We start from the raw sequence: 26565 nt of genomic DNA on the forward strand, positions 1-26565 counted from the left end.
AGGTTCCTTCCCCGTACGAAGGGCGGTCCATGAACGTCCGCGACCCGCTCACCGGCCGGATCGAGCGACCGCTCGATCCGGTCCCGCCCGACCGGCTCGCCGCCGTCGCGGCGGAGCTGCGCGCGATGACCCCCGCCTGGCGCGACGCCGACCGCGGCACGCCGCTGTCGCGGTTCGGCGCCGCGCTCGCCGCCGACGACGAGTTGCTCGCCGCGCTGGTGGCCGACACCGGCAGGGTGGCGGAGTCGCTGCTGGAGCGGCAGATCGTGGCCGGCCTGATCGACCGGTGGGTACGCCAGGCGCCCGCCCTGCTGGCGCCGCCTGCCGAGTTCCCCGCCTCGTTGCCCGGCGTGGTCGTGGGCGGCGACGCGGTGCCGTACGAGCTGGTCGGGGCGATCACCCCGTGGAACTTCCCGCTGCTGCTCGGCCTCATCGACGCCGTGCCCGCGCTGGCCGCCGGGTGCGCGGTGGTGGTCAAGCCGAGCGAGGTGACCCCCAGGTTCATCGAGCCACTGATGCGGCTGGTGCCGGACGGGTTGCCGCTGCGGGTCGTCGAGGGCGACGGCGCGACGGGGGCGGCGCTGGTGGATCTGGTGGACGCCGTGGTGTTCACCGGCAGCGTGCCGACCGGGCGGCTGGTGGCACAGGCCGCCGCCCGCGCGTTCGTACCCGCGTACCTGGAGCTTGGCGGAAAGGATCCGGCGATCGTGCTGGCCGGCGCGGACCTCGACCGGGCGGCCTCGGCGATCCTGTGGGGCGGCACCGCCAACGCCGGGCAGTCCTGCCAGTCCATCGAACGCGTCTACGTGGCCAGGGAGGTCCACGACGAGTTCTTGGCGCTGCTCGTGGGCAAGGCCGCCCAGGTCGGCCTGACCTGCGAGGGCGGGCCCATCGGGCCGATCATCGCGCCTGAGCAGCCGGACATGCTCGCCGCGCACCTCGCCGACGCCGTGGCCAAGGGCGCGATCGTGCACACGGGCGGGGCGATCGAGCGGCACGGCGGCGGCCACTGGTGCCGCCCGACCGTGTTGTCCGGGGTCGATCACACGATGTTAGTGATGACGGAGGAGACGTTCGGCCCGCTGCTGCCGGTCATGGCCGTGGACGGCGTGGACGAGGCGGTCGCGTTGGCCGACGACTCGGTGTATGGGCTGTCGGCCGCGGTCTTCGCCGCCACCGAGGAGCAAGGCAGGGCCGTGGCGGCCCGGCTGCACGCCGGGGCGGTCAGCGTCAACGACGCCTCGCTGACCGCGCTCGTGCACGAGGGCGAGAAGCATTCCTTCCGGCTGTCCGGGCTCGGCGGCTCCCGGATGGGCCCCGCCTCCATCAGCCGGTTCCTGCGCCGCCGCGCCTTCCTGGTCAACCGATCCGACGCCGCCGACCCGTGGTGGCACGCGACGAAGGGGTAACGGATGGGATTGCGGGCGGACATGCCGCTGCTGGCGCGGCACGAGGGCGAGTGGGAGGGCGAATACCGGCACCTCGGCCGCGACGGGAGCCTGCTCGACCGGCACCGCGTCCAGATGACCTGCCGCATCGTCGGCGACGCCGCCTACCACCAGGTCAACCGCTACACCTGGGACGACGGGCGCACCGAGGTGCATGAGTTCCCCGGCACGTACCTCGGCAGGGGGCGGTGCGGGTTCGACACCGAGCGGCTCACGGGCGTGTTCTGGGAGGTGGACGACAGCACGATCTACCTCACCTGGCGGTACAAGGGGCAGCCGCTCCGGCTGTTCGAGATGATCGTGCTGAGCGCGGACGGCAGGTCGCGCAGCCGGGTCTGGCAGTGGCTGGAGGACGGCGTGTGCGTGCGGCGGACCCTGATCGACGAGAGGCGCGTGGCATGACGGCCTTCACGGCTCTGGCGCTGCAGGTGCGGACGAAGGCCATCAACGGCGCCGACGATCCGCGGGCCGAGATCCGCGCCGCGATCGATCGCATCGGCGCACAGGTCGGCGGCTCGAAGGCGTGGCTCGGGCCGGGCCTGCGGCTGGTGGTGTTGCCCGAGTACGTGCTGACCGGGTTTCCGATGCGGGAGAGCTTCGCCGAGTGGCGGGAGCGGGCCGCGCTCGATCCCGGAGGCCCCGAATACCGGGCGCTCGCCGGGATCGCCGTCACGCACGACGTGTTCCTGTGCGTGAACGCCTACGAGCGGGACGAGCACTTCCCCGAGTTGTACTTCCAGGCGTCAGTGATCCTCTCCCCCGCCGGCGAGGTGGTGCTGCGCTACCGGAGGCTGCACTCGATGTTCACGCCGACGCCGTACGACGTGTGGGGCGATTACGTGGAGATCTACGGCATGGACGCCGTGCTGCCGGTGGCCCGTACCGAGATCGGCAACCTGGCGGTGCTGGCCTCCGAGGAGATCCTCATGCCCGAACTGGCCCGCGCGCTCACGTTGCGCGGCGCCGAGGTGTTCTGCCACCCGACCTCCGAGGCGTCGTCCCCGGCCCTTACACCGAAGGCGATCGCCCGCCGCGCCCGGGCGGTGGAGAACCTGGCCTACGTGGTGTCGGCCAACACCGGCGGCCTGACCGGCATCGCCATCCCCGGCGACTCGACCAACGGCGGCTCCGAGCTGATCGACCACGAGGGGCGGGTGCTTGCGCAGGCCGGCGCGGGCGAGTCGCTGGTGGCCGCGGCGGAGCTCGACCTCGCCGTGCTGCGCCGGGCACGGCGGCGGCCCGGCATGGCCAACCTGCCGAGCCGGGTGAAGACCGGGTTGTGGGCCGAGGAGTACGCCAGGCACGACGGCGAGCGACCCGGCGGCCTGGCCGGCGGCGCCAAGGACCGCACGTGGTTCCGCGCCCGGCAGGCCGAGACGATCGAGCGGCTCTACGACTGACCGCGGGCGCCGCGGTGCCAGGACAACACCAGCCGCTCCACTCCCAGGAACGCGGTGTTGAGTGCGATGCCGAGCAGCCCGAGCAGCACGATCACGGCCCACATGGCGGGGATGTCGAACTGGCTCTGTGCCTCCAGCATGCGGTGGCCGATGCCTTCGCTGCTGCCGACCAGCTCCGAGATGATCATCATGATCAGCGCCAGGGACACGCTCAGCCGCAGCCCGGCGAAGATCTTCGGGGCGGCGGCGGGCAGGATGATCCGGGTGAGCCGCTGCCAGGCACTCAGCCGGAAAACCGTGCCGGTCTCGATGTACTGGAGGTCGACGTGGCGGGCGCCGTCCATGGAGTTGATCAGCACCGGCCAGATGACGCCGTACACGATCGCGGCCAGCTCCATCGGGGTACCGATCTTGAACAGCAACAGGAAGACCGGCAGCAGCGCCGCCGGCGGCACCGACCTGCCGAAGTGCACCAGCGGCTCCACCAGCGCCGACAGCAGGTATGAGCGGCCGAGCGCCACCCCTGCCAGAACGCCGGCCGCGCACGCCATGGCCCAGCCGGCGAACAACCTGGCCAGGCTCGGCAGCAGGTCGGCGACGGCCTCGTCGGTCAGGAACACCCGTCCGATCGGCCCGGAGAACCACATCTCATGCAGCCTGGCCACGATCCGCGACGGCGGCGGGAAGTAGGCGGCCTGCGTCTCCCGCGTGGCCAGCTCCCAGGCGATGACGGCCACGGGCAGCAGCCAATACCATCCCAGCCGCGACCAGACCGGCTGCCGGGTCATGCGGCCTCCCCCGTCCGGGCTTGGTGCCAGCGGAACACGCGCCGCTCGGCGGCCGTGAACAGCAGGTTGGCGGCCAGCCCGATGAGGCCGGCCCACACGACCGCCGCGAACACCCGATCGGCCCGGTTCGCGCTGCCCGCCAGCGACTGGAACGCGCCGATCCCGCCCCCGCCCGGCGCCAGCAGTTCCACGCTCACCGCCACGATGAGGGTGACGGACACGGCGATGCGCACGCCGGTGGCGATGAACGGCGCCGCACTCGGCAGGCTCACCCGCAGCACCACCGCCAGCGGGCCGAAGCCGAAGCTCCGCAGCGTGTCCTTGGCCAGCGGGTCGACGTCGCTCAGGCCGTACAGCGTGTTGATCAGCACCGGCCACGAACAGGTGTAGAAGATCAGCGCCGTTTTGGCGTCGTGGCTGCCCGGGAAGACGAACACGGCCACGGGGATCAGCGACACCGACGGGATCGGCCGCAGGAACTCCACCAAAGGCCGCGTCGAACGCTCCAGGAACGGCACTGAGCCGAACAGCAGCCCCGCCGGCACGGCAACCGCGACGGCGATCGCCAGCCCGTTCAGGCAGGCCGCCAGCGTGGCCAGCACGTCGGCGCGGAACTGCTCGTCCGCTGGCAGCCGCGCCGCCGTCACCAGCACATCCGACATGTACGGCATCACGTCGGGAACGAGCCCGGTCCGTCCCGCCAACTCGGCGACGGCGAGGAACCCTATGACGCCGACGGCCCCCAGGATCCCCCGCTCCAGGCGCCCGCCGGTCATCCGCTCATCGGCGCGAACAGCTGCGCCACGTCCGCCTTCGCCTTGAGGTAGCCGTAGCCGTGCAGCAGGTCGGCCAGCTTCTGCACGCTGGCCGTGTCAGCCTGCATCGAGAACGTGCCGAGCGTCATGGCCGCCGCCGCGTCCGCCGGGATCTGCGTGTACGTCGGCACGACCTCGTCGATCGCCTTGCGGTCGGAGCCGGCGATCTGCTGAGCCTTGGCCAGCGCGCGGTGCAGGGCGGCGGCCGTCTTCGGGTTCTTGGCCAGCCAGTCCTCGCTCACGCCCCACCCGTCGATCGGCACGCCGGCCGTGACGCCGGAGGTGGTGTCGATGATCTGAGTGGCGCCGCCCTTCTTGGCGGCGGTCAGGAACGGCTCCACCAGCCAGGCCGCGTCCACCTTGCCGGAGGTCAGCGCGCTGAGCTGGTCGGCGAACGGCACCTGGACGTATTTGGCGTCCTCCGGCTTGAGCCCCGCCTCCTGCAGGTGGGCGTTGGTCAGCGTCTGCCCGAGCGCCTTCAGCACGTTGACCGCGATCGTCTTGCCCTTGAGGTCGGCGGCCGTCTTGATCGGCGAGTCCTTGGCCACCACGACGCCTGCCACGTTCGGGGCGGCCTCCTGGCTGTGCTGGAAGAGCTTCAGTTTGGCCGCGCCCGAGTCGTTGATCGCCATCAGCGACACATAGCTGGTCAGAAAGGCGTCCATGCTGCCGTTGAGGATCTTCGGCATGACCGCCTGCGGCGCCTGGATGATCTCGGTCTTGACGGTCAGCCCTTCCTCCTTGAAGAAGCCCCGCTTCTCCGCGATGAACAACGGCGCCGACGACGGCACCGGCACCACGCCGATCAAGAGTTGTGTCTTCTCCAAGCCGCCGGTGGACGCGGCGCCGCCCGTGGCGGCACCGCCTCCTCCTCCGCACGCGCTCAGTGTCAGCGCCACCGCCATGCCCGCGACGACGATCCTGGCCAGCTTCATGCCACTGCCTTCCTTGGTGGAGCGCGCCACGCGGCTACCGGCCGGGACCGGCGGCCACCATCGACGCTACGTCGACCTTGTTCTTGAGGTAGCCGAACTCGAACATCAAATCGGAGACGCGCTGGATGCGGGTGGGGTTGAGCGAGGTGGGGAAGGTCCCCATCGCCATGGTCATCGCCGCTTCCTTGGGTGTCTGGGTGTAGCCGGCGACCGTCTCGGCCAGCAGGACGCGGTCGGTCGCGGCCAGCGCCTGCCCCTTCGCCAGGGCTCGCTGGAAGGCGGCCGCGGTCTTGGGATGCCGGCGCACCCAGTCCTCCGTCGCGGCCCACCCGTCGATCGGCAGCTTGTCGGTCGGCCCGGTGTTGGTGTCCAGCAGCAGCCGCACCCCGGCGTTCTGGGCGCTGGACAGGAAGGGCTCGACCATCCACGCCGCGTCCACCTGCTCGTTCTTGAGCGCGACCAGTTGGTTCTGGAAGTCCACGACGACAAACTTCACCTGCTCCGGCGTCAGGCCGTAGGGCTTCAGGTGGGCGCTCACGGACATCGTGCCCAGGTTGTTGAGCGAGTTGACGGCGATCGTCTTGCCCTTGAGGTCCTGCGCCTTCTGCAGCTCCGAATCGCGCGGCACCACGACGCCGGCGATGCCAGGCGAGGCCTGCAGCGCATCGTAGAGGATCTTCAGCCGCGCCGTGCCGCTGCCTTGAACGTTGATGAGCGAGACGTAGCTGCCCTTGAAGACGTCGATGTCGCCGTTGAGGATCCTGGGCATCACCGCCTGCGGCGCCTGGATGGTCTCCATCGTGACGGTCAGGCCTTCTTCCTTGAAGAAGCCCTTGCGGTCCGCGATGAACACCCCGGCGGAGGACGGCGTGGGGCTGATGCCGATGAGCAGCGAGGTCTTCTCCAGGCCGCCGGACCCTGCCGGGCTGCTCGGCACCGGCCCGGTGGCCACCACGGTGCACGCCGCGGTCACGAGGATCGTGCCGAGCACCGCCAGCCAAGCCCGGAGAGCGGGCCCCGATTCCATGAGTTCCCCCTTGCCGGGTCAAGAAAGGCCGGGCGGTGATCTTACCCGCTATGGGGATTGTCATGAAAGGATCCTGATGAACGGCTCAGTCAATCGTCACCGCTTGTCACCACATGTCCGAAATCAGAGTCAATCGGGGATTTTCTTAAAAGTCAGAAATTTTGTAAGTCTGGCGGGACTGGTCCATCTTCTCCCGCTATGCTCAAATGGCTCTCCTTGCACAAGGACGTGCATGAAGCACCTCCGGTACCAAGACGCGTTTTCGGTGAGAGGGAGCCAGTCGGGTGAATCCAGCGACTGTGGACATTCGTCCTGCCAGCCCTCATTTAGCCCCCAAATCAGCGCATAACCGGACGAAGAGCCCACGTCCTCGTAGATTCCGGCTCCGCGATTTGAAGGTGCGCTCGCGGCTGATCGCACTGATCCTCATCCCGACCGCGTTGGGGGTCCTGGTCGGGGCACAGCAGGTCATCACCTCATGGAACGCGGCCGACCAGTACGACCGAATCCTGGACAAGGCCGAGCTCAGCGCATCGATCACCGAGGTCACCCATCAGCTCGCGCTCGAACGGGACCTGGCGATGCACTACATCGCCGCCGGTCGCACACCGGAGCGGGAGGAGCCGCTGCGCGCGCAGTTCGCCGTGGTCGACAAGGCCGCCGCCGCCCTGCGCGCGAAGGCCGCCGCGGTCACCACCGACCACGGGGAGAGCGCCTGGACGCTCAGCCGCCAGATCCTCACCCGCCTGCCCGAGATCGACGCGGCCCGCACCACGGTGCTGAGGACCGAGGTGCTCGCCCTGCCCACGCTGACGAGGTACGCCGCGATCATCGGCGCTTTCCAGCAGTTCCACGACGAGATCGGCCAGGGCGGCGAGGACGAGGCGCTGGCCGCGCACGTGCGCGCGCTGTCCGCGCTCGCCAAGGGCCGCGAGGCCGCGTCACAGCAGCGCGGCCTGCTCGCGGCGGTGGCCTCGGCGGGCCGCTTCCAGAGCGGTGAGCTCGACCGGTACATGGCCGCCCGGGCCCAGCAGGACAGCGAGCTGGAGGTTTTCCGGTCGGTGGCCACACAGCAGGATCGGCAGGCGTACGACGACACCGTCACCGGCACGCTGGTCGATCGGGCCGAAGTGATCCGGCTGCGGGCCCTCGCGCAGGCCGGGCAGAGCGGTCCGATCGACATCGCCCCGGAAAGCGACGACGACGCCGGCTTCTGGTTCGCGGCGATGAGCGGCACCGTCGACGGCATGGGGACGGTGCAGAAGCGGCTCGGCTCATCGATCATCGTGCAGAGCAGGACCCTGGAGGACGCCGCCCGCCGCGACGCCATCGTGGCCGCCGCCTACATCCTCCTGCTCCTGCTGTTCGTGTTGCTGATCACCACCTTCGTGGCCCAGTCCCTGGTCAGACCACTGCGCAGGTTGCGCCGGGAGGCCCTGGACATCGCCGGCATGCGGTTGCCCAGGACGGTGCGCCGGCTGCGCGAGACCAGCGACGAATCGACCCTCACCGTCGCGCCCATCGACGTCGACTCCTGCGACGAGGTCGGGGAGGTGGCCAGGGCCTTCGACGAGGTGCATCGCGAGGCCATCCGGCTGGCCGGGGAGGAGTCCCGGCTGCGCGCGAACATCAACGCCATGTTCGTCAACCTGTCCAGGCGTAGCCAGACGCTGGTACAGCGGCAGATCAAGCTCATCGACGGACTCGAGCAGGGCGAGGAGGACGAGCGGCGGCTGGCCGACCTCTTCGCACTCGACCACTTGGCGACGCGCATGCGGCGTAACAACGAGAGCCTGCTCATCCTGGCCGGCCAGGAACCGCCCGGGCGGTGGAACCATCCGGTAGGCCTGGCCGACGTCGTCCGCGCCGCCCTGTCCGAAGTGGAGGGCTACCAGCGCGTCGCCGTCAAGATCACCGTGAACGGCGCGCTCGCCGGGCCGGCGGTCAACGACACCGTCCATCTGCTGGCCGAGCTGATCGAGAACGCGGTGTCCTTCTCACCGCGGGACACCCGCGTGGTCGTCTCCACCGGCAGGATGGAGGGCGGCATCATGGTGTCGGTCGCCGACACCGGCATCGGCATGACCCATGACGAGCTGGTGCGGGCCAACGAGCGCCTGGCGCGTGTGCCCGAGGTGGACGTGTCGGTCTCGCGCCGCATGGGGCTGTACGTGGTGGCCCGGCTGGCCTACCGCCATGGCATTCGCGTGCACCTGCGTCCCCACGAGACGGGCGGCCTGATCGCCATGGTGCTCCTGCCCGACGCACGGCTGCACGCACCCGTCCCCGCGTATCCCCGCCCCACCAGAACGCGCCCCGGCCCACTCCCCTATGCGGCGTCCGGCGGCCAGCTGCCCCGGCCGGATGCTGACGCGTCGGCCAGCCGCTGGACACCCCGGACGAATACCGACGCAGCGACCGTGACCGGCCCCATCCCGGTCACCCTGCCTGCTTCGGCCGCTGACGACGACTACCTGCCGATCTTCGCGCAGGTGCAGTCGGCCTGGTTCGAGCGCGGCAACGGCGGCGGCGCGACGTGGGGCTCGGCCGAGGCCGACGCCGGGTGGAGCGCCGCCCAGGCCGTGGTCACCCCGTCCAACGCCGGCGCCACCCCGTCCGGCCTGCCGAAACGCGTCCCCAAGGCCAATCTGGTGCCCGGCGCAGCCGAAACCGCGTCCGCACCCCGAGGCGTCGCCCCCATCCCCCGGCTCTCGCCGGAGCTGATCCGCAGCCGCCTGAGCAGCTTCCAGCAGGGGTGCCGGCAGGCCCGCACCCGCATCAGCACCGGCGACCTCCCGCCCTTCACCTCCTGACCGAGGGACAAGGGTCGCCGCCGCCCTGCGTGCCTGTCTTCTGAACCGCGCATAGTTTTCACCGCGCCTGTCCGGAAGCGCGGCACCCGTTCGTCATAGGGGTGAGATCCTGACACGAAGGAGCGCGAGATGAAGTACATGATGTTCGTCTGCACCGACACCGAGCCGGACACCGACAAGGCCGGCCTGCCCGACATCGACACGTGGGTGACGGAGAACGACACCCGCGGGCGGCGCCTGGACGGCCACGAGCTGGCCCCGACGACCGCGGCGACGACGGTGCGGGTGCGCAACGGCGAGCTGCTGGTCAGCGACGGTCCGTTCACGGAGACCAAAGAGGTGATCGTGGGCTACGACCTCCTCGAATGCGCCGACCTGGACGAGGCGATCGAGGTCGCCCGCACCCACCCCATGGCCCGGGGAGGACGGATCGAGCTGCGCCCGTTCGCCGACCTGCCGCACCGATCGGCGTGACCGGCACGAGCCCCGCCTGCGGCGGCGCGGCGCAAGCCGCCGCAGGCGGGGAGGCCGTGGACGTCGTCGCGCAGGTGGCCGGCGTCGTCGGCGTCGTCGGCAAGGACGCCTTCGGGCGGATCGTCGCCACGCTGATCCGCGTCACCGGCGACTGGACGCTGGCCGAGGACTGCGCGCAGGAGGCACTGACGCTGGCCCTCGAACGCTGGCCCGCGGAGGGCATCCCCGCCAACCCCGGCGGCTGGCTCATGACGGTGGCCCGCAACCGCGCCATCGACGTCCTGCGACGGGTCTCCACCGAGCGCCGCAAGCTGCAGGAGCTGGCCTCCCTCGCACTCACCACCGACACCGGTCCCGCCCCCATGCGGAAGGAGGACGTCGTGGACGACCGGCTACGGCTGATCTTCACCTGCTGCCATCCCGCGCTCCGGCTCGAAGCACGCGTGGCATTGACGCTCCGTACGATCTGCGGGATACCGACCGCCGACATCGCGCGGGCCTTCCTCGTCAGCGAGTCGACCATGACCCGCCGCCTGACCCGGGCCAAGACGAAGATCGCGGACGCCGGCATCCCGTACCGGGTGCCGACCGGCCCGGCGCTGGCCGAGCGGCTGCCCGGCGTGCTCGCCGTGCTGTACCTGCTGTTCACGCGCGGCTACGACGCCGGCGGCGAGCCCGCGTTCGCGGACGAGGCGATCCGGCTCGTCCGGCTGCTCGAGCAGCTCATGCCGGATCAGCCGGAGATCTCCGCACTGCTGGCCCTGTTCCTGTTCCAGCACTCCCGGCGTGACGCCCGCCGCGACGCCGACGGCAATCTGCTCACCCTCGACAAGCAGGACCGGTCTCGCTGGGACCACGCGGCGATCGCCGAGGGCCTGGACGTCCTGGCCAGGACGCGGCAGGACGGCCCGTACGCGCTGCAGGCCAGGATCGCCGCCTGCCACGCCACGGCGGCCTCCGCCGACGCCACCGACTGGCCGATGATCGCGACCTGGTACGACGAGCTCGCCCGCATCCAACCCTCACCGGTGATCGAGCTGAATCGTGCCGTGGCGCACGGCTACGCGCACGGGCCCGCGGCCGGGCTGAGGCTGCTAGCGGCGGCCCGCGCCGGCAGCGCGCTCGACGACTACCCGCCGGCCCTCGCGGCGGAGGCCGACCTCACCGCCCGCCACGGCGACCGGGATCGCGCCGCGGCGTTGTTCCGGCGGGCCGCCACCCTCTCCCACCTCGAACCCGAACGCCGAGCCCTGCTCGACCGCGCCGCCCAGCTCTCCACATAGCCGTCGGATGCTTGTCAGCCGACCTGACTGCGCGGGCCATCATCCGGTGGGCTGGGGAGACGGCGCGGCAAGACTCCCTTCACTGACCAGTGGATCCGGCGCTTCGAATCGGCAGGATGACCGCCGAGGGGTGTGCGGAGTCGTGGTAGACCTCCTGGTCCGCCGCCCGGAGGGTGGTGGCGGTGGCGCGGGATTCGCCGGTGCCGGGGTTGCGGGCGTAGCGGGGGAAGGCGCCGCTGGAGACCTGCACCCTGATCCGGTGGCCGCGCTTGAAGCGGTACGCGGTCGGCCAGAGCTTGACGGTGGCGCGAGTGATCTCCTCGGCGCCGGACAGGCTGACCAGGCCGTCGCAGACGTTGGCCGAGCGGCCGCGGGGGTCGACGTCGCAGAGCCGGACGAAGACGTCGGCGTAGGGCAGGCTGGAGCGGAACCAGATCTCGGCGCCGACCTCGCCGATGACCTCGGCGTCCTCCTCGAGCACGTCGGTGGTGTAGGTCAGCACGTCCGCGCGGGCCTCCAGAGACCCGTTGTCGACGCGGCCGCCGCCGTTCATGACCACGCCCCCGGCCGCGGGCGTCGGGTCCGCCGGGTCGTAACGGTACCGGTCGGGCGCCGAGTCACCGGCCGTCTCGGTGGACAGCGCGCCGGACGGCTGGAGGTGGAAACGTTGCGGTGCGTAGCCGGGCGGCGGCCAGGTCTCGAAGTCGCGCCAGGCTTCCTCGCCCATCACGAACAGCCGCACCGGCAGGCGGTGCGGGGGCTGCTCGCCGCGTGCATGGGCGAGCCCGAACTCGATGGCCTCCAGCACCGCCGTGTTGTTGAACGCCGTGTGCGTCCACGGCCCGATCGTCACCCTGGCCGGCCGGCCCGCCTCCTGCAGGATCCGGAAGTCGCGGAGTTGGCCGGGCAGGAAGATGTCGTACCAGCCGCCGATCGAGCTGACGGGCACCGTCACCTGGGCCACCCGGTCGCTGTGGTCGAGGCCGGCCCAGCGGGGGGCGTCGGCGTCGTGGGTGAGGATGTCCTGGATGTAGTCCGAGCGGCGGCCGACGGCGGCGACGTCGGCCTGGTTGAGCGGGAGAGTGCTCAGGGCGCGGCGGATCTTCTTGGCCTGGAAGGGTTGCCGGAGCATCGCCAAGGGTCGTTCCTGTACGGCGATCAGGGCGCCCCATCCGAACGGCGTCTCCAGTGACATGCCGTCCTTGCGGAGGAACTCCAGGGTCAGCGCCGATTCGGTCACCTGCGGGATCATCGCCTTGACCTCGGGAGGCAGGGCGTCGGCGACGGCCCACTGCACATACCCCATATAGCTGAGGCCCACCAGGACGATGGAGCCGCCGAACCAGGGTTGTTTCGTCACCCAGTCCAGTGTGGCCAGGCCGTCCTCGCGCTCCTGGCGCAGCGGGTCGAAGGCGCCGCCGGAGCCGAAGCCGCCGCGGGTGCTCTGGATCAGCACCTGGAATCCGCGTTCGGCCAGCGGCCTGGCCATGGCCTTGGCGAGCACGCCCCGACGGCCGTACGGGGAGCGGATGAGCGCGGTCGGCAGCGCCTCGCCCCCGGCCCGCGGAGTCCACCGGTCGGCCAGCAGCTCGACCCCGTCGGGCATCGGCACCCGGAGATCCCGCTGGACGACGAGGTTCCTGGTCACCGGCGGGGGCAGCTTCAGCCAGCGCTGGAGGAGATGACTGATCATGTTCATCGGTCCTGTTCCTTGTGCTCGAGGAGGACGTGCATCATGCGCATGAGCCGTTCGGTGAACTCCTCGGGGTCGAGCGGATCGTCCCCCTCCACCAGCCAGGCATTGACGAAGGCGGCCGCGCCGCCGGTCAGGTACAGGGTGAGGTCGTCGGCCGTGCGCGGGTCGAGCCGATCGCCGCCCATCCGGCGGGCGAGCCGCCTGTTGACCGGCATCAGCAGTTCGGACAGCGCCTTGTTCAGGGCGAACGCGATCGAGCTGGTCAACATCGCCCGGTAGAAGGCCCGGTATTCGGCGAAATGCCGCATCGCGGCCAAAGCCGGGCCACGCCTGTCACCGGAGGGCGAGGCGTCCTCGATGCGCTGCAACAGCTCGCGCCGGGCGAGGTCGAGCGCGGCCTCCAGCAGCAGCGTGTCGCGATCTCCGAAGTGCTGGTACACCACCTGCCTGCTCACGTCCGCGGCCGCGGCGAGGTCGGCGATCGGGACGGCCGCCGTGTCTCGTTCGGCGACCAGGGCGACGGCGGCCCGCAGGAGAGCGGAGCGCGTACGCCGGACCCGGCGGTCCTGTGCGGGGGCGAGCGCGCCCGACTGCAGTGGCATACCTCAAGATAATGGACACATGTAAATAAGAAGGCAAGTGTCAATTATTTAGGGGTGCGAGCGCCGATGGTCTAGACTCCCGCAGATGTTCGCGGCCCCCGCCCGGCTGGCCTGGCTGGACGCCCTGCGGGGACCGGCCGCGCTGGCCGTCACGATGCATCACGCCGGCTGGACCTTCGTCCCGGGCCTCTGGGCGGAGGTGGACCGGCGCATCGATCTGGGCACGTGGGGCGTGTTCGTGTTCTTCCTCGTCAGCGGCTACATCATCCCCGCCTCCCTGGAGCGGCGCGGCGACCTGCGTGCCTTCTGGACCGGCCGGGCCTTCCGCCTCCTCCCCCTCCTGCTCGCCGCCTGCTGCCTGACGCTCCTGCTCGCCCAGGCCGGCGTGCTGCCTCTCCATCCCGGGCTCGGCGAGCGCCCGCCGCCCCTGGTCGTGCTCGGCAACCTGACGATGCTGCAGGAACTGCTCAATCTGCCCGCCGTCATCAGCGTGACGTGGACGCTGTCGTACGAGATGGCGTTCTACCTGATGAGCGTCGCGCTGTTCACCGTCAGGCAGGCACACCGGTCGGCGGGGATCGCCGTCGCCCTGGCGTTGACCGCCGTGCCCGTGGGCCTGCTGCTCCCCCGGGCGAGCATCGGCGGCCGGGCCGACCTGGCTGCCGCGTCGCTCGGCCTGGCGGTCGTCGCGGCCATCGCGGTGACCATGCTGGGGCGCGGCAGGGCCCGTACGGCGGCGGCGGTCGCGGGCGGTCTCCTAGGGCTGGCGCTCGTGGTCCTGGGCAGCCGGGCCGGTACCTGGCAGGGCATGATCATCCTGGCGACGATGTTCGCGGGGACCGCCGTCTACCGCGCCGAGCAGGGGACGATCTCCTGGCGCACGGCCGGCGTGGCGGTGGTGGCGGTGCTGGGATGCGCGCTGCCCGCCAAGGACGATCCCGCCTGGGCGCCGGGGATCGTGCTGGCGTTCGGCGCCTTCGCCCTGGCGTACGCGCTGCGCCGGCGGGCGTTCCCCCGCTGGTTGCCACAGCTGGGCGTGATCAGCTTCTCCCTCTACCTGCTGCACCCGCTCCTGCTGTACGTGCTGCCGGACCTGGTGCTGTACTTCGTGGTCCTCCTCCCGCTCTGCGTCGCCTCGTACCAGCTGATCGAGGCGCCGGCCCAGCGCCTCGGCAAACGCCTGGTCCGCCGCGACCAGCCCCTTTCCCGCTCCTGAGGCGCGAACGGGACCTCAGTCCAGGAGACCGAGCTGGCGCCCGGCTCGCAACGCCAGCCACACCTCGGCGAACGCCGCGGTGGACGACAGGTCGCGGCCCGTCAGCTCGGCGAACCTGCGCAGCCGGTACGCCAGCGTGTTGGGATGAATGTGCAGCGCGGCCGCGGCGTCCTCGGTGCGCCGGTCACGCTCCATCCAGGTCCGCACGGACGTCAGCAGCTGCGAGCCGTGCGCGGAGTCGTAGGCGAGCACCTTGCCGAGCACGTTCTCGACCAGCGCGGTGAGCGCCCACGGGTCGTCGGGCAGCCACCTGCCGGTGGTGTCGTCCCCGTAGTGGACCAGGGCGCGCCCCGACTCCGACGCCGAGGACGCCGCCCAGACCGCCTCCCGCTTGGGGACCTGCAGGGACTCCCCCGGTGCGAACGGCCTGCTCATGCCCGCCGCCACGTCGGGCAGCGCCGCGACGGCAGCCTCGAGGGCGGGTGAGCCGAGCACGTAGCGGTCCTCGCCCCTGCGGAGCATGAGGTGCGGCTGATCGTCGAGCGCGCGGTGAATGGCCTCGTCGGGCACGTTCCTGATCACGAGGAGGGCCAGCTCGGCGTCCACGGGCAGCCCCATCCTGACCAGCCGCCGCCGCGCCGTGGCCGGATCGAGGACGTCCTGGAGCAGCTCGGACAGGGTTTCCGCGCCCTGACGGCGCAGCGTCTCGCGCTCGTGGCGGGCCATGGCCACCTGCAGGGCGGCCACGGTGGCGATGTGCTGCACCACGGCCAGGCCGGCGGGCCTGGCGCCCTGGCGTTCGAAGGCGACGAGAAAGCCCGCGGGCCCGCCCGGCGCCGGCACGGGCAGGACGAAGCCGCCGGGAATGGTGGGCGGCGCTTCCGGCTGGGACGGGAGCACGGCCAGATCGGGCACCGGCACTCCCGGCAACAACGGCCGCCCCTGCGGGGTGCACAGGTAGACCTCATAGCCGGACAGCTGCTCGAGACGTTTGAACAAGGTCGCGGTGCCGAGATTCTCGGCCGCCAGCCAGCGCAGCGCGCCGAACACCTGGAGCTGTGCGCCGAGGCGTTGACTGGCGTCCTCCTGCACGGCCGCGGCCACCTCCTGGGCGATCGCGATGAACGGCACCGCCAGCGGCACCTCGAGCACGGGCATCCCCCGCTCCTCGGCGGCCTGGAAGAAGGTATCGTGCAGCGGCGGCACGTGCAGCTGCGCCGACAGGGCGAGCGCGGACACGCCCGCGTCGTCGAGCCGCTCCAGATAGGCGCGCTGTTTGGCGGCCTGGCGCGGGATCGCGATCCCCGCCGTCATGATGACCTCCGCGCCGAGCAGCCAGGGCGTGGGGTCGTCGAGCTCGCTGACGTGCGCCCACGACACCGACCGCCCCAGTCCCGCCTCGCCGGCCAGCAGCCGCAGCTGGAGAGCGGGAGAGCGCAGCAGGTCCTCCACCGACACTTTTGTGGTCACCCACAAAGGATATGGCGCGTCTTCAGGTCTACCCCGATTGAAGGTCCGCGGTACGCCCCCCACACTCAATGCCATCCACCTGTATGGGAAGGCACGGGCACCACATGAGAAGAGCACTTGCCATCACCCTCGCCGGCCTCGTCGGCCTGGCTCTCGCCGGCTGCGCCGCGCCCGAGGAGACCACGGCCGCCCCCACGACCCAGATCTTGGCGGGCGCGAAGGACGAGGCGATCGCCAAGCTGCTCCCGGCGGACGTCCAGCAGGCCGGCAAGGTGCGCGTGGCCTCCGGTGTCTCCTTCCCGCCGATGGAGTTCTTCGACACCGACAACAAGACCGTGCTCGGGTTCGACGCCGACCTGGGCAAGGCCCTCGGCGAGGTGCTGGGCGTGGAATTCGCCTTCGAGAACGTCAACTTCGACGGCATCATCGGCGGGCTCAACGCCGGCCGCTACGACCTGGGCCTGACGAGCATGCTGGACAAGAAGGAGCGCCAGCAGCAGGTGGACTTCGTCGACTACCTCAAGTCCGGCTCGGCGCTCATGGTGCCCAAGGGCAATCCGCAGGGCGTCAAGGAGGTCCTCGACATGTGCGGCAAGAAAGTCGCCGTCGAGAAGGCCGCGACCGGCGACCTGCTCGTGGACGACGTCACGAAGAAGTGCGCCGACGCCGGCAAGCCGGCCGTGGAGAAGGTGCCCTTCCCCGACCAGGCCAGCGCCGTGCAGGCCCTGCAGTCCAAGCGGGCCGACATGGTCGCCGCGCTGGACCTGACCCTGGCCTACAGCGTGAAGCAGGCGCCGCAGCAGTTCGAGGTCGCGGTGAGCGCGATCGACCCGCTGCCCGTCGGCATCCCCGTCCCCAAGAGCAAGCCGCAGCTGCGGGACGCCGTTCAGGCCGCGCTGAAGAAGGTCATCGCGAACGGCACCTACGACCAGCTGCTGGCCAAGTGGAACCTGCAGGCGCAGGCGTTCAAGGACGCCGCGATCAACGCGGGCTCATGACGAGCGTCGAGGAGCACGCGGCCGAGCCGATCGTGCCGCTGCGGCGCACCGGCAGGTGGGTGGCCGCGGCGGTGCTCGCGGTGCTGGCCGCGATGGCGGTCAGCTTCGTGGTGACCACCCCGGCCCTGCGGCTCGACCTGGTGGCGGGCTACCTCTTCGAGCGGTCGATCATGCGCGGGCTGCTGCTCACGATCGAGCTGACGGTGCTCGCCATGCTGGCGGGCGTGGTGCTCGGCACGGCTCTGGCGATCATGCGGCTCTCGGACAACCCGCTGCTGCGCTGGGTGTCCGCCGCGTACGTGTGGCTCTTCCGCGGCACGCCGATCCTGGTCCAGCTGCTGTTCTGGTTCTTCCTCGGCGCGGTGATGCCGCGGATCAGCGTGGGGATCCCCTTCGGGCCCGAGTTCATCTCCGCGCCGGTCAACACGCTGATCACCCCGTTCACCGCGGCCATCCTCGGCCTCGGGCTGAATGAGGCCGCGTACATGGCCGAGATCGTCAGGGCGGGCATCGGCTCGGTGGACCGGGGGCAGCGGGAGGCCGCCGAGGCGCTCGGCATGCGGCCCGTGCTGGTCTACCGGCGGGTCATCCTGCCCCAGGCGGCCCGGGTGATCGTGCCTCCGACCGCGAACGAGACGATCTCGATGCTCAAGCTCACGTCCCTGGTGCTGGTCATCGGCCTGCCGGACCTGCTGACCAGCGCCCAGCTGATCTACGGCCGCAACTTCCAGCAGATCCCGCTGCTGATCGTCGCCAGCATCTGGTATCTCGTGCTGACCACGCTGCTGACCTTCGCCCAGTCCAGGCTCGAACGGCGACTCGGGGGGCACGCATGAGTGACGTGACGCCGCTGCTCGTCGCGCGGGCCGTACGCAAGAGCTTCGGGAAAGTCGAGGTGCTCAAGGGCATCGACCTGACGGTACACCCCGGCCAGGTGGTGTGCCTGCTCGGCCCGTCGGGCTCGGGCAAGTCGACGTTCCTGCGGTGCGTGAATCACCTCGAACGGCTCGACGGCGGGGAGATCTGGGTCGACGGCCACTTGGTCGGCTACCGCCGCTCCGGCGGCAAGAAGTACGAGATGCGCCCGCGCGAGGTGGCCGACCAGCGGCGTGACATCGGCATGGTGTTCCAGAGCTTCAACCTCTTCCCGCACCGCACGGCGCTGGAGAACGTCATGGAGGCGCCGTTGCACGTGCTCGGCCGGCCCCGCGAGGCCGTCCGGCAGGCGGCGCTCGACCTGCTGCGGCGGGTCGGCATGGAGGAGCGGGCCGGCCACTACCCCGCCCAGCTCTCCGGCGGTCAGCAGCAGCGGGTCGCGATCGCCAGGGCCCTCGCCATGCAGCCCAAGCTGATGTTGTTCGACGAGCCGACCAGCGCGCTCGACCCCGAGCTCGTCGGCGAGGTCCTCGACGTGATGAAGGACCTGGCCGGCGCGGGAATGACGATGGTCGTGGTGACGCACGAGATCGGATTCGCCCGCGAGGTGGCCGACCACGTGGTCTTCATGGACGACGGGATGATCGTCGAGGCGGGACCGGCCGGCGAGCTGATCGCCAATCCCCGGCACCACAGGACCCAGGCCTTCCTGGCCAAGGTCCTTTAGGCGAAAGGACCTCATGGGATCCGTCGAATCCACGCCGAAACCCGTGCGGACGGGCGGCGACCTGGTCGTCGAGTCGCTCGCCGCGCTCGGCGCCACCACGGTCTTCGGCGAGCCGGGGCAGCACGCGCTCGGCCTGTTCGACGCACTACGCCGAGCACCCCTGCGTTACGTGGGGTGCCGGACAGAGGTGAGCGTCGCGCTGGCCGCCGACGGGCATGCCCGTGCGACCGGCTCGGTCACGCCGTTCCTGGTGTCCACCGGCCCGGGCGCGCTGGGCACGCTGCCCGCGCTCATGGAGTCCCGTACGGCGAGCGTCCCCGTCCTGGGCATCAGCAGCCAGATCCCGGCGGACGGGCTGGGCGGCGGGCGCAAGGGCTACCTGCACGAACTGCCCGACCAGGCCGCGTCCTTCCGTGACGTGGTGAAGTCGGTCCACGTGGTGCGGGCAGCCGGTCAGATCGTGCCGGCGCTGGCGCAGGCGTGGGAAGCCGCGCTCACCGCGCCCGCCGGCCCGGTCTGGGTGGAGATCCCGCAGGACGTGCTGCTCGGCGCGACCGACCTTCCCACAGTCGCCGATCTCCGGGTGGCGCCGAGGCCGCTCACCCCGCGGGCCGAGCTCGTCACCGCGGCGGCGGACCTGCTGGCCCAGGCGAGCGCCCCGGTGATCCTGGCCGGCGGTGGCGTGGTCCGCGCCGGCGCTCAGGCGGCTCTGCTGGAGCTGGCCGAGGAGCTGAATGCACCAGTCGCCACCACGTTCGGCGCGAAGGGCGCCTTTCCCTGGGAGCACCCGCTGTCGCTGCGGTCGTGGCTGGAGGACCGGCAGCTCACGGCGTTCCTGGAGGACGCCGACGTGCTGCTGGTGGTCGGCTCGGGCCTCGGGGAACTGTCCAGCAATTACCACACGATGCGGCCACACGGCCGCGTCATCCAGATCGAGGCCGACCTCGGCAAGCTGGAATCCAACCATCCGGCGCTGGCCGTCCACGCGGACGCCCGCCTGGCCTTGGAGGCGCTGGCGCCGGCCGTCAAGGGTGCGGTGTCGAAGCCCGGCCGTGGGCCGGCGGCGCGGGATGCGGTGCGTGACGTGCTCGCGCGGGTCGCCGCGCGCCTGGACGCACAGGACCTTGCGGTCGAGCGCGCACTGCTCGCGGCCGTGGACCGTGCGCTGCCGGCGGAGGCGCTGAGCTTCTGGGACATGACGATCCTCGCGTACTGGGCCTGGTCCGCCTGGCCACGGCCGATGGAGTCGGCGCAGGGCGCGGGCGGGCTCGGCTACGCGCTCCCCGCGGCGCTCGGCGCGGCCGCCGCCACCGGCGGGCCGGTGCTCGCGGTCAGCGGTGACGGCGGCGCGATGTACGGCCTGGCCGAACTGGCCACGCTCCGCCAGCATGACCTCGACGTGACCTGGTTGATCGTGGACGACGGCGGCTACGGCATCCTGCGCGAGTACATGACCGGCGCGTTCGGCGTCGCCACGGCGACCGAGCTGGCCAGGCCGGACTTCGTCGCGCTCGCGGCCGCCTTCGGCGTGCCCGCCTGCCGTACCACCCCGGCGGACCTGGAAGGCGACCTCGCGCGGGCGCTGCGGACGCCGGGACCGAGCGTCATCGTCCTGCCCGCGACCCTGCGCATGTTCGCCCCGACGCACCTGGGATGAGACGAACCGTCCGCACGGTCATGGGCCTTCCACCGCGTACGTGACCAGCGTGGTGAGCACCCGCTTGACCGACTCGCGATCGCGCACGTCGCACAACACGATGGGGATGATCTCGTGCAGTGAGAGCGCCCGCCGTACCTTCGCCGGGTCGTGGCGGCGGGCGCCGTCGAAGCAGTTCACGGCGACCACGAACGGAAGGCCGCGCTGCTCGAAGTAGTCCACCGCGGGGAAGCAGTCCTCCAGGCGGCGGGTGTCGGCGAGCACGACCGCGCCCAGCGCGCCGAGGGCCAGCTCGTCCCACATGAACCAGAACCGGTCCTGCCCGGGCGTGCCGAACAGGTACAGCCACAGCCCCTCGCGGATCGTGATGCGGCCGAAATCCAGCGCCACCGTGGTCGTGGTCTTGGTCTCCACGCCCGAGGTGTCGTCCACCCCGACGCCTCGCTCGCTCAGCAACTCCTCGGTGTGCAGCGGCCGGATCTCGCTGATCGTGCCGACCATGGTCGTCTTGCCGACGCCGAAGCCACCCGCGATGAGGATCTTGATGGCCAAGGCCGAGGCGACCGCGGTCGTCCCCGGCTCAGAGGCTGCGTAGTCCATGCAGCACTTCCCTGTAGATGCGTTCGTCGATCGTCTGCGCCACCGGGCGCGGGCGCTCGATGGTGACAAAGCCCTCGCGTCGCAGGTCGCCCAGGATCACCCGGGTGATGTTGAGCGGCAGCCTGAGGTGCGCCGCGACATCGGCCACCGGCGTGGGCCGGCGGCACAACGACAGCACGGCGCGATGCTCCGGGATCAGCTCCGACTCGTACGAGCCGCCGACCGTCGTGACGATGGCGACCAGGTCGAACGTCTCGCCCTGTGGGCGCGCCCTGCCCCCGGTCAGCCCGAACAGCCGGATCAGCGGCCCGGGATCCTCCCCTGTCACGCTCTCGCGCCGTTCCAGGCGGGTGCCGGTGCCGCCCCCCTCGGCTGTGCGGTGAGGTGCTCGCCCACCCGCTTGACCATGAGCGCCATCTCGTACGTGACCATGCCCAGCTCGGCATCGCCCGAGGCGAGCACGGCCAGCCTGGCGCCCTGGCCCGCCGCGGTGACGAACAGGAAGCCGCCTTCCAGCTCGATGATCGTCTGCCGTACACCGCCCATGCCGAAGTGCCGTCCCGCGCCCATAGCGAGGCTGTGGCTGCCGGCGGAGATGGCGGACAGGTGCTCGGCGTCCTCCCGGGTGAGCTCCCGGGATCCGCCCATGGCCAGCCCGTCGGCGGACAGCACGATGGCATGCCGGATGCCGGGGACGCGCTGGGTGAGGTCGTCGAGCAGCCAGCTCAGTTCACTTCTGGGGTCGGGCATCGGGATGGTCGTCCTTTCGATTCCACACGTCTTGTCCCTGCTCCGTTTGGTGGCGGCCCTGCTGCCAGCCGCGTTGCATGGACGACATGAGCTGTGCGTGCTCCTCCGGCGAGCGCACCGAGACCGCGCGCGGCTCCACGCGCCTGGTGGCACGCAATTGGGGAGCCATGCTGGTCTGCGGGATCCGCATCGGCAGCCCGTCGAGGTCCTCGGTCGTCTCCTGGGGCGGCACCGTGACGCTCCACTCGACGTCCGGCGCGGGGGGCCTGGCGGCGCCGTGCGCCTGCCTCAGCGCGGGGCCGGCGCCCGGCTCGGCGGTGGACCCGTTGCCCGGTGCCGGCCCGTTCACCGGCCCGATGCCGTTCGCCTGGCGCGGCCTCAGCGCGGGGTTCGCCTCGAACCAGGTCGCGACCTCGGGCGTGTCCGGCGTACCCTCGTCCAGGCCGGGCTGCGCCGCGCCGAGCGCCCGCACCGGCCGACCCTGACGGGCGGCGTGGTCGGCCGGTCGCGGCGAGCGCTGCGGCGCTGTGACGGCCGGGGCTTCGGCGCCGGCGAGCAACGCGGAGGGCAGCAGCACGATCGCCGTGGTCCCGTCGTACGGCGAGCGCCGCAGCATGATCTTGATGCCGAGCCGCGCGGCCAGCCTGGACACCACGAACAACCCGAGCCGGTCGCTGTCGGCCAGGTCGAACTCCGGCGGCTGGGCCAGCCGGGCGTTGATCTCGTCGAGGGTGGCCTGGCTCAGCCCCAGACCACGATCCTCCACCTCGAGCGCGAAGCCGTTGGCCGCCGTCATGCTGCGGATCTGCACGCTCGTGTCGGGCGGGGAGAAGACGGTGGCGTTCTCCACCAGCTCGGCGATCAGGTGGATCACGTCGGTGACCGCGGTACCGACCAGCAGCGGGGCGTTCGGCATCGGCGTGACGGTGACGCGGGTGTAGTCCTCGACCTCCAGCACCGCCGCGCGGACGACGTCGAACAGCGGCACCGGGTCACGCCAGCGGCGCGCCGGGGCGGAGTCGGACAGGATGATCAGGTTCTCCGCGTGCCGCCGCATGCGGGTGGTCAGATGGTCGAGCTTGAACAGGTCCTCCAGGACCTCGGGCTCGTCGGCCCGCCGCTCCATGGTGTCGAGCAGGGCGAGCTGGCGGTGGAGCAGCGCCTGGTTACGCCGGGCCAGGTTGAGGAAGACCTGGCCGACGCCCTTGCGCAGGCTCGCCTGCCCCACCGCGGCCTCGACCGCGGTGCGGCGCACCTCGGAGAAGGCGTGCACCAGGCGATCGACCTCGGCGGTGCCGGCCGGGTCGAGGACGGGGGCCTCGGTGGCCGGGTCCACGTCGTCGCCACGGCGCAGCCGCTCGACCAGCCGGGGCAGCCGCTGCTCGGCCATCTCGGCCGCCGACGCCTGCAGTCTCTTGAGCTCGTCGATCAGCGAGCGGCCGAACCGGTACGACAGCGCCACCGACCCGAGCACCGCCGCCAGGCCGAGGACCAGGACCAGCCCGATCCGCCAGTACGCCCCGGTCTTCTGCTCCGCCGCCTGGGCCTCGACATGGTTGAGCTCATGCCGCGTGTCGAGGTACATCGCGCCGAGCATGGAGTCGGCGTCGCTCTTCCACTCGACGGGGTCGACAGGTGGCGCGCCACCGCTGGTGTCCCACGTGAACAGCTCGTCCTCGATGTCCAGCAGCCGCTTGTACGCGGCGCTCTCGACGAGCTTGTTGAGCCTCACCTGCATATCGGCGTCGACGTCACGCTCGGCGTTGGCGAAGACGATCCGGCGGCTGGTGAACGCGGCGACGAACGCGGCACGGTCGGTGGGCGTCATCCTGCGCACCACCATCGTGCTGGTGAGCACCGCGTGCTCCCGGCCCAGATACTCCCCCGCGGCGTTGTAGGCGGCCATCCCGCGCACCGAGCGGAAGGACGAGACGTCGCTCAGCGCGTCGCGGTCGCTGAACTGCTTGTTGGCGACATCGATCAGTTTGTTGTACGCGTCGGTGATCGCCAGCGGCGGAGCCAGCACGCCCCCGTCGGCGGACTCACGCAGCGACCGTAACCCGTCGAGCGCCTGCAACAGCGCCCGCACCTGGGCGGGCGTCTCCGCACCGTCCGAGGTCACGTCAACGGATCCGATGACCTGGCGCAGCTGCTCGGCCTTGGCGTCGGTGACCCGCCGCTGGTGGGCCAGCGGCACGGACGCCGCGGTGTCGCCCGCCGCCTCGGCGGACAGTTGCCGCTCCCGCTGCAGTTCGACGATCAGCTGCAGCACCGGCGACCCGATCTCCTCCCAGCGGTCCTGCGCCTGGGAGACCGTGACGATCTCCGCCACGCTGGAGTAGGCGATGAACCCCCACAGAGCGACCATGGATACCAGCGGGAGCAGGAGGATCCTGAGCAGCTTGGTACGGATCGTCGGGGGCGAGCTCATCCATCTTGTCCAATTCCGCACGGGGTGGTGCGCCTCTGGGCAGTCGTGGGCCGGTACCCCCCGAGAGTGCCTGCCACGACTGGGACGCCTGTGGTTGGTCCACTATGCCCATGGGGCAGATGGACTTCAAGGTACGGATGCGAACAATTGTCCCGAAAGTCGTGCTGACTCTTTGTCAGCGCACGGTTCGTGACCGTTACGACGGAGATCTCACGCAGAGTGATGCTTATTGGACTCGGCGGAGCACAGTGACGCCAGAGGGGGGCAGGGTGACGACGCCGCCCCCTTCCCCGGATGAGTCGAGTGCGGCGGTCCACCCACCGGGGAGGGTGATGTCGTGTTTGTCGCCGGTGTGATTCAGCAAGATCAGGAAGCTGCGCCCGACGCCTTCGCGGACGCTCGCCTGCACCCCGGCAGGCAGGCCCTCGACGACGGGAGTCACTCCCGCTTCGGCGAGCGCCCGACCGAGCACCGCCCGCATGGTGGCCGGGTCGAGCCGGGTCGAGAGATAGCGTGCCGCCCCCTGGCCGAACTCGTGCCGGGTCGCCGCCGGGCGGCCGGCCCAGTCCGGAGAGTCGAAGGCGATCTCCAGCTCGGCGCCGGCCAGCCGGAGATCCTCGCGCCACAGGTCGGCAACCCCTTCGAGGTGCGCGAGCGCCCCGTAGCCGCGGACGGGGAACGTCTCGCGCTCGGCCGCCGGGCAGAACTCCTCGACCCGCACCCCAAGGACCTCACGCAGTGGCGCCGGATAACCGCCCAGGTGGACCCGGTCGTGCTCGTCGACGATCCCGCTGAAGAAGGAGACGACCAGCGCCCCGCCGCCGGAGACGTACGCCGAGATCCGCTGCGCGTCCTCGCTCGACAAGAGGTACAGGTTCGGCACGACGACGAGCGCGTAGCCGGCCAGGTCGGCCGAGGGCGGCACCACGTCCACGCCCACGCCGAGGTCGAACAGGGGGCCGTAGTGGTCGATCAGGCGCTCCTCCTGGCGCACGCCGTCCGAGGGATGGGAATCGAGCTCCAGCGCCCACCAGCTGTTCCAGTCGAGCAGGATCGCCACCCGGTTGCGGACCCGCGTGCCGACCAGGTCGGGCACCGAGGCCAGCTCCTTGCCGAGCGCAGCGATCTCGCGGTGGACCCGGCTGTCGGGCCCCGCGTGCGGCACCATGCCCGAGTGGAACTTCTCGGCGCCGCCCCGTGACTGCCGCCACTGGAAGTAGAGGATCGCGTCGGCGCCGTGTGCGATGGCCTGCCAGCTCCACAGCCGCATCTGGCCCGGCTGCTTGATCGCGTTCCTGGCCCGCCAGTTCACCGCGCTCGGCGCCTGCTCCATCAGGATCCAGGGCCGCCCTCCCCCGGCGCCGCGCATCGTGTCGTAGACCAGGCCGGGGAACAGATGCGGCCGCTCGTCGTGGGGGTCGGGGTAGGAGTCGACCGCCACGACGTCCAGCCTCGGCGCCCAGTCGAAGACGTCCACGGCCTTCAGCCCCATCAGGAAGTTCGTGGTGATCGGCACCTCAGGGGTGACCCGCCGCAGGATGCCGGCCTCCAGGTCGAAACAGGCGCGCAACGCCTCGTTGCTGAAGCGCAGGTAGTCGAGTTGCTGGGCCGGATTGGGGTAGGTCGGAGCCACCCGGGGCGGGCGGATGTGGTCGAAGGACGCGTAACGCTGCGACCAGAAGTCCGTCGACCAGGCGTCGTTCAGTGCCTCGACGTCGTCGCCGTACCGCTCCCGCAGCCAGCGGCGGAAGTCGTCCGCCGACACCTCGCAGTAGCAGGCGGGGATGTGACAGCCGTACTCGTTGCCGACGTGCCACAGCCCGAGGGCCGGATGGCCCCGGTAGTGGGCGGCCAGCCGCTCCACCAGCAGCGCGGCCCGTTCCCGGTAGACCGGGCTGGACGGGCAGAAGTGCTGGCGCCCGCCCGGACCCAGCACGGTGCCGTCCGCGGTGACCGGCAGGATCTCAGGATGCTCGTGGACGAGCCATGGCGGCGGCGAAGCGGTCATGGTGGCCAGGTCGGCGGTGATCCCGTGCGCGTGCAGGTCATCCAGGACCTGGTCGAAGAGGGAGAAGTCGTACGCTCCGCGTGCCGGCTCCACGCGGGCCCAGCCGAACACGCCGACGGTGACGAGGTTCACCCGGGCCTCGGCCATGAGCCGCAGATCCTCCGCCCTCGTCTCGGCCGGCCACTGCTCGGGGTTGTAGTCGCCGCCGAAGGCCACGCCGCCCAGCCGGCGCCAGAGCCGCTCGCCCGGGGACGGGGCTCCGGCGGTGCCGGAGACCGGCGTGACATCGTCAGGTACGGCGTTCATCGTCGGCGCGGCGGCCTCGACGAGCGAGGCCCGCCGCTCCTCCCTTCTCTTCGTCGCGGCCCGGCGGGGCCGCCGGGATCGTTCTCTTCGTCGCGGCCCGGTGGTGGACTGACAGGTCGTCTTCGTCACCGCGGCCCGGACGGGCCGACAGGTCGCCTTTCTTCGTCGGCGCCCCATCGGGCCAACAGGTCGTGTTCTTCCTCGGCGCCCGTCGGGCAGACGGGTCGTCTTTCTTCGTCGCGGCC

General features: G+C 71.1%; 23 protein-coding genes. 11 read left to right on the top strand and 12 right to left on the bottom strand.

Annotated features, from left to right (window positions below):
- Nucleotides 1-29: 29 nt before the first annotated feature.
- Genes ACTWQA_RS29285 through ACTWQA_RS29295 form a run of 3 tightly spaced genes read left to right on the top strand, consistent with a single transcriptional unit; the run spans nucleotide 30 to nucleotide 2848 of the window.
- A complete protein-coding gene (locus ACTWQA_RS29285) occupies nucleotides 30-1409 on the top strand; it encodes an aldehyde dehydrogenase family protein (RefSeq protein ID WP_443162275.1) in 1380 nt (459 codons plus the stop codon).
- Between the two features lie 3 nt (nucleotides 1410-1412).
- Nucleotides 1413-1850: a hypothetical protein gene (locus tag ACTWQA_RS29290; protein ID WP_443162276.1), complete on the top strand. Its 438-nt coding sequence runs from the start codon at nucleotides 1413-1415 to the stop codon at nucleotides 1848-1850.
- A complete protein-coding gene (locus ACTWQA_RS29295; protein ID WP_443162277.1) occupies nucleotides 1847-2848 on the top strand; it encodes a nitrilase-related carbon-nitrogen hydrolase in 1002 nt (333 codons plus the stop codon). The genes ACTWQA_RS29290 and ACTWQA_RS29295 overlap by 4 nt, the downstream gene beginning before the upstream one ends.
- Here the strand turns inward: ACTWQA_RS29295 and ACTWQA_RS29300 are convergent.
- Genes ACTWQA_RS29300 through ACTWQA_RS29315 form a run of 4 tightly spaced genes read right to left on the bottom strand, consistent with a single transcriptional unit; the run spans nucleotide 2839 to nucleotide 6413 of the window.
- Nucleotides 2839-3636 carry an ABC transporter permease gene (locus tag ACTWQA_RS29300; RefSeq protein WP_443162278.1) on the bottom strand — a complete coding sequence of 266 codons (798 nt, stop codon included), beginning with the start codon at nucleotides 3634-3636 and terminating at the stop codon, nucleotides 2839-2841. The genes ACTWQA_RS29295 and ACTWQA_RS29300 overlap by 10 nt on opposite strands.
- Nucleotides 3633-4412 carry an ABC transporter permease gene (locus ACTWQA_RS29305; protein ID WP_443162279.1) on the bottom strand — a complete coding sequence of 260 codons (780 nt, stop codon included), beginning with the start codon at nucleotides 4410-4412 and terminating at the stop codon, nucleotides 3633-3635. The genes ACTWQA_RS29300 and ACTWQA_RS29305 overlap by 4 nt, the downstream gene beginning before the upstream one ends.
- Nucleotides 4409-5386, bottom strand: coding sequence for an ABC transporter substrate-binding protein (locus ACTWQA_RS29310; RefSeq protein WP_327589982.1), 978 nt, complete (start codon nucleotides 5384-5386; stop codon nucleotides 4409-4411). Before ACTWQA_RS29310 ends, ACTWQA_RS29305 begins: the two co-directional genes overlap by 4 nt.
- Nucleotides 5387-5420: 34 nt before the next feature.
- The gene (locus tag ACTWQA_RS29315; protein WP_327589981.1) at nucleotides 5421-6413 is read right to left on the bottom strand and encodes an ABC transporter substrate-binding protein; all 993 of its coding nucleotides are present in this window, start codon (nucleotides 6411-6413) and stop codon (nucleotides 5421-5423) included.
- A 398-nt stretch (nucleotides 6414-6811) separates the two neighbouring features.
- On the opposite strand from ACTWQA_RS29315, the gene ACTWQA_RS29320 reads away from it, so the two are divergent.
- The 3 genes from ACTWQA_RS29320 to ACTWQA_RS29330 all read left to right on the top strand — a co-directional run bounded on the left by ACTWQA_RS29320 (nucleotide 6812) and on the right by ACTWQA_RS29330 (nucleotide 10983).
- Complete coding sequence (locus ACTWQA_RS29320) at nucleotides 6812-9226, top strand: sensor histidine kinase (RefSeq protein ID WP_443162280.1); 2415 nt, start codon at nucleotides 6812-6814, stop codon at nucleotides 9224-9226.
- Between the two features lie 129 nt (nucleotides 9227-9355).
- Entirely contained in the window at nucleotides 9356-9700 is a 345-nt protein-coding gene (locus ACTWQA_RS29325) for a YciI family protein (RefSeq protein ID WP_443162281.1), read from the top strand.
- A complete protein-coding gene (locus tag ACTWQA_RS29330) occupies nucleotides 9697-10983 on the top strand; it encodes an RNA polymerase sigma factor (protein WP_443162282.1) in 1287 nt (428 codons plus the stop codon). Before ACTWQA_RS29325 ends, ACTWQA_RS29330 begins: the two co-directional genes overlap by 4 nt.
- A 79-nt stretch (nucleotides 10984-11062) precedes the next feature.
- On the opposite strand, the gene ACTWQA_RS29335 is transcribed toward ACTWQA_RS29330, so the two are convergent.
- Both ACTWQA_RS29335 and ACTWQA_RS29340 read right to left on the bottom strand, forming a co-directional pair.
- Nucleotides 11063-12682 (bottom strand): CocE/NonD family hydrolase, encoded by a 1620-nt coding sequence (locus ACTWQA_RS29335; protein ID WP_443162283.1) that lies wholly within the window; start codon nucleotides 12680-12682, stop codon nucleotides 11063-11065.
- Entirely contained in the window at nucleotides 12679-13281 is a 603-nt protein-coding gene (locus ACTWQA_RS29340) for a TetR/AcrR family transcriptional regulator (protein WP_443162284.1), read from the bottom strand. Before ACTWQA_RS29340 ends, ACTWQA_RS29335 begins: the two co-directional genes overlap by 4 nt.
- Nucleotides 13282-13366: 85 nt before the next feature.
- On the opposite strand from ACTWQA_RS29340, the gene ACTWQA_RS29345 reads away from it, so the two are divergent.
- Nucleotides 13367-14497: an acyltransferase family protein gene (locus tag ACTWQA_RS29345; protein ID WP_443162285.1), complete on the top strand. Its 1131-nt coding sequence runs from the start codon at nucleotides 13367-13369 to the stop codon at nucleotides 14495-14497.
- Nucleotides 14498-14512: 15 nt separating this feature from the next.
- Here ACTWQA_RS29345 and ACTWQA_RS29350 read toward each other — a convergent pair whose 3' ends face one another.
- Nucleotides 14513-15967, bottom strand: coding sequence for a PucR family transcriptional regulator (locus tag ACTWQA_RS29350; protein WP_443162286.1), 1455 nt, complete (start codon nucleotides 15965-15967; stop codon nucleotides 14513-14515).
- A gap of 104 nt (nucleotides 15968-16071) precedes the next feature.
- Here ACTWQA_RS29350 and ACTWQA_RS29355 point away from each other — a divergent pair, with 104 nt between their 5' ends.
- From ACTWQA_RS29355 to ACTWQA_RS29370, 4 genes are read left to right on the top strand one after another with little or no spacing between them, the layout of a single operon-like run.
- Nucleotides 16072-16965 (top strand): ABC transporter substrate-binding protein, encoded by an 894-nt coding sequence (locus ACTWQA_RS29355; RefSeq protein ID WP_443162287.1) that lies wholly within the window; start codon nucleotides 16072-16074, stop codon nucleotides 16963-16965.
- Nucleotides 16962-17801, top strand: a complete 840-nt coding sequence (locus ACTWQA_RS29360) for an amino acid ABC transporter permease (RefSeq protein WP_443162288.1) — start codon at nucleotides 16962-16964, stop codon at nucleotides 17799-17801. The genes ACTWQA_RS29355 and ACTWQA_RS29360 overlap by 4 nt, the downstream gene beginning before the upstream one ends.
- The gene (locus ACTWQA_RS29365) at nucleotides 17798-18568 is read left to right on the top strand and encodes an amino acid ABC transporter ATP-binding protein (RefSeq protein WP_443162289.1); all 771 of its coding nucleotides are present in this window, start codon (nucleotides 17798-17800) and stop codon (nucleotides 18566-18568) included. Before ACTWQA_RS29360 ends, ACTWQA_RS29365 begins: the two co-directional genes overlap by 4 nt.
- Nucleotides 18569-18581: 13 nt before the next feature.
- A complete protein-coding gene (locus ACTWQA_RS29370; RefSeq protein ID WP_443162290.1) occupies nucleotides 18582-20225 on the top strand; it encodes a thiamine pyrophosphate-binding protein in 1644 nt (547 codons plus the stop codon).
- Between the two features lie 18 nt (nucleotides 20226-20243).
- Here the strand turns inward: ACTWQA_RS29370 and ACTWQA_RS29375 are convergent, their stop codons facing one another.
- From ACTWQA_RS29375 to ACTWQA_RS29395, 5 genes are all read right to left on the bottom strand, one after another.
- On the bottom strand, nucleotides 20244-20825 hold the full coding sequence (locus tag ACTWQA_RS29375) for a GTP-binding protein (protein ID WP_305915278.1): 582 nt from the start codon (nucleotides 20823-20825) through the stop codon (nucleotides 20244-20246).
- Nucleotides 20806-21153: a DUF742 domain-containing protein gene (locus tag ACTWQA_RS29380; RefSeq protein WP_305915279.1), complete on the bottom strand. Its 348-nt coding sequence runs from the start codon at nucleotides 21151-21153 to the stop codon at nucleotides 20806-20808. The genes ACTWQA_RS29375 and ACTWQA_RS29380 overlap by 20 nt, the downstream gene beginning before the upstream one ends.
- Nucleotides 21150-21575 (bottom strand): roadblock/LC7 domain-containing protein, encoded by a 426-nt coding sequence (locus ACTWQA_RS29385; RefSeq protein ID WP_305915280.1) that lies wholly within the window; start codon nucleotides 21573-21575, stop codon nucleotides 21150-21152. Before ACTWQA_RS29385 ends, ACTWQA_RS29380 begins: the two co-directional genes overlap by 4 nt.
- Nucleotides 21556-24006 (bottom strand): sensor histidine kinase, encoded by a 2451-nt coding sequence (locus tag ACTWQA_RS29390; protein ID WP_443162291.1) that lies wholly within the window; start codon nucleotides 24004-24006, stop codon nucleotides 21556-21558. The genes ACTWQA_RS29385 and ACTWQA_RS29390 overlap by 20 nt, the downstream gene beginning before the upstream one ends.
- Nucleotides 24007-24232: 226 nt before the next feature.
- Complete coding sequence (locus ACTWQA_RS29395; protein WP_443162292.1) at nucleotides 24233-26320, bottom strand: beta-galactosidase; 2088 nt, start codon at nucleotides 26318-26320, stop codon at nucleotides 24233-24235.
- Nucleotides 26321-26565 lie beyond the last annotated feature (245 nt).

It is taken from the genome of Nonomuraea sp. 10N515B, from assembly GCF_052245915.1.
In the GTDB taxonomy this organism is placed as follows: domain Bacteria; phylum Actinomycetota; class Actinomycetes; order Streptosporangiales; family Streptosporangiaceae; genus Nonomuraea.

Excerpts from the sequence above, each read along its gene's own strand:
- ACTWQA_RS29295 (WP_443162277.1), top strand. The coding sequence starts at position 1,847 with ATGACGGCCTTCACGGCTCTGGCGCTGCAGGTGCGGACGAAGGCCATC.
- ACTWQA_RS29285 (WP_443162275.1), top strand. The coding sequence starts at position 30 with ATGAACGTCCGCGACCCGCTCACCGGCCGGATCGAGCGACCGCTCGAT.
- ACTWQA_RS29390 (WP_443162291.1), bottom strand. The coding sequence starts at position 24,006 with ATGAGCTCGCCCCCGACGATCCGTACCAAGCTGCTCAGGATCCTCCTG.
- ACTWQA_RS29335 (WP_443162283.1), bottom strand. The coding sequence starts at position 12,682 with ATGAACATGATCAGTCATCTCCTCCAGCGCTGGCTGAAGCTGCCCCCG.
- ACTWQA_RS29395 (WP_443162292.1), bottom strand. The coding sequence starts at position 26,320 with ATGAACGCCGTACCTGACGATGTCACGCCGGTCTCCGGCACCGCCGGA.
- ACTWQA_RS29340 (WP_443162284.1), bottom strand. The coding sequence starts at position 13,281 with ATGCCACTGCAGTCGGGCGCGCTCGCCCCCGCACAGGACCGCCGGGTC.
- ACTWQA_RS29370 (WP_443162290.1), top strand. The coding sequence starts at position 18,582 with ATGGGATCCGTCGAATCCACGCCGAAACCCGTGCGGACGGGCGGCGAC.
- ACTWQA_RS29300 (WP_443162278.1), bottom strand. The coding sequence starts at position 3,636 with ATGACCCGGCAGCCGGTCTGGTCGCGGCTGGGATGGTATTGGCTGCTG.
- ACTWQA_RS29325 (WP_443162281.1), top strand. The coding sequence starts at position 9,356 with ATGAAGTACATGATGTTCGTCTGCACCGACACCGAGCCGGACACCGAC.
- ACTWQA_RS29365 (WP_443162289.1), top strand. The coding sequence starts at position 17,798 with ATGAGTGACGTGACGCCGCTGCTCGTCGCGCGGGCCGTACGCAAGAGC.
- ACTWQA_RS29355 (WP_443162287.1), top strand. The coding sequence starts at position 16,072 with ATGAGAAGAGCACTTGCCATCACCCTCGCCGGCCTCGTCGGCCTGGCT.
- ACTWQA_RS29385 (WP_305915280.1), bottom strand. The coding sequence starts at position 21,575 with ATGCCCGACCCCAGAAGTGAACTGAGCTGGCTGCTCGACGACCTCACC.
- ACTWQA_RS29375 (WP_305915278.1), bottom strand. The coding sequence starts at position 20,825 with ATGGACTACGCAGCCTCTGAGCCGGGGACGACCGCGGTCGCCTCGGCC.
- ACTWQA_RS29305 (WP_443162279.1), bottom strand. The coding sequence starts at position 4,412 with ATGACCGGCGGGCGCCTGGAGCGGGGGATCCTGGGGGCCGTCGGCGTC.
- ACTWQA_RS29360 (WP_443162288.1), top strand. The coding sequence starts at position 16,962 with ATGACGAGCGTCGAGGAGCACGCGGCCGAGCCGATCGTGCCGCTGCGG.
- ACTWQA_RS29345 (WP_443162285.1), top strand. The coding sequence starts at position 13,367 with ATGTTCGCGGCCCCCGCCCGGCTGGCCTGGCTGGACGCCCTGCGGGGA.
- ACTWQA_RS29310 (WP_327589982.1), bottom strand. The coding sequence starts at position 5,386 with ATGAAGCTGGCCAGGATCGTCGTCGCGGGCATGGCGGTGGCGCTGACA.
- ACTWQA_RS29290 (WP_443162276.1), top strand. The coding sequence starts at position 1,413 with ATGGGATTGCGGGCGGACATGCCGCTGCTGGCGCGGCACGAGGGCGAG.
- ACTWQA_RS29315 (WP_327589981.1), bottom strand. The coding sequence starts at position 6,413 with ATGGAATCGGGGCCCGCTCTCCGGGCTTGGCTGGCGGTGCTCGGCACG.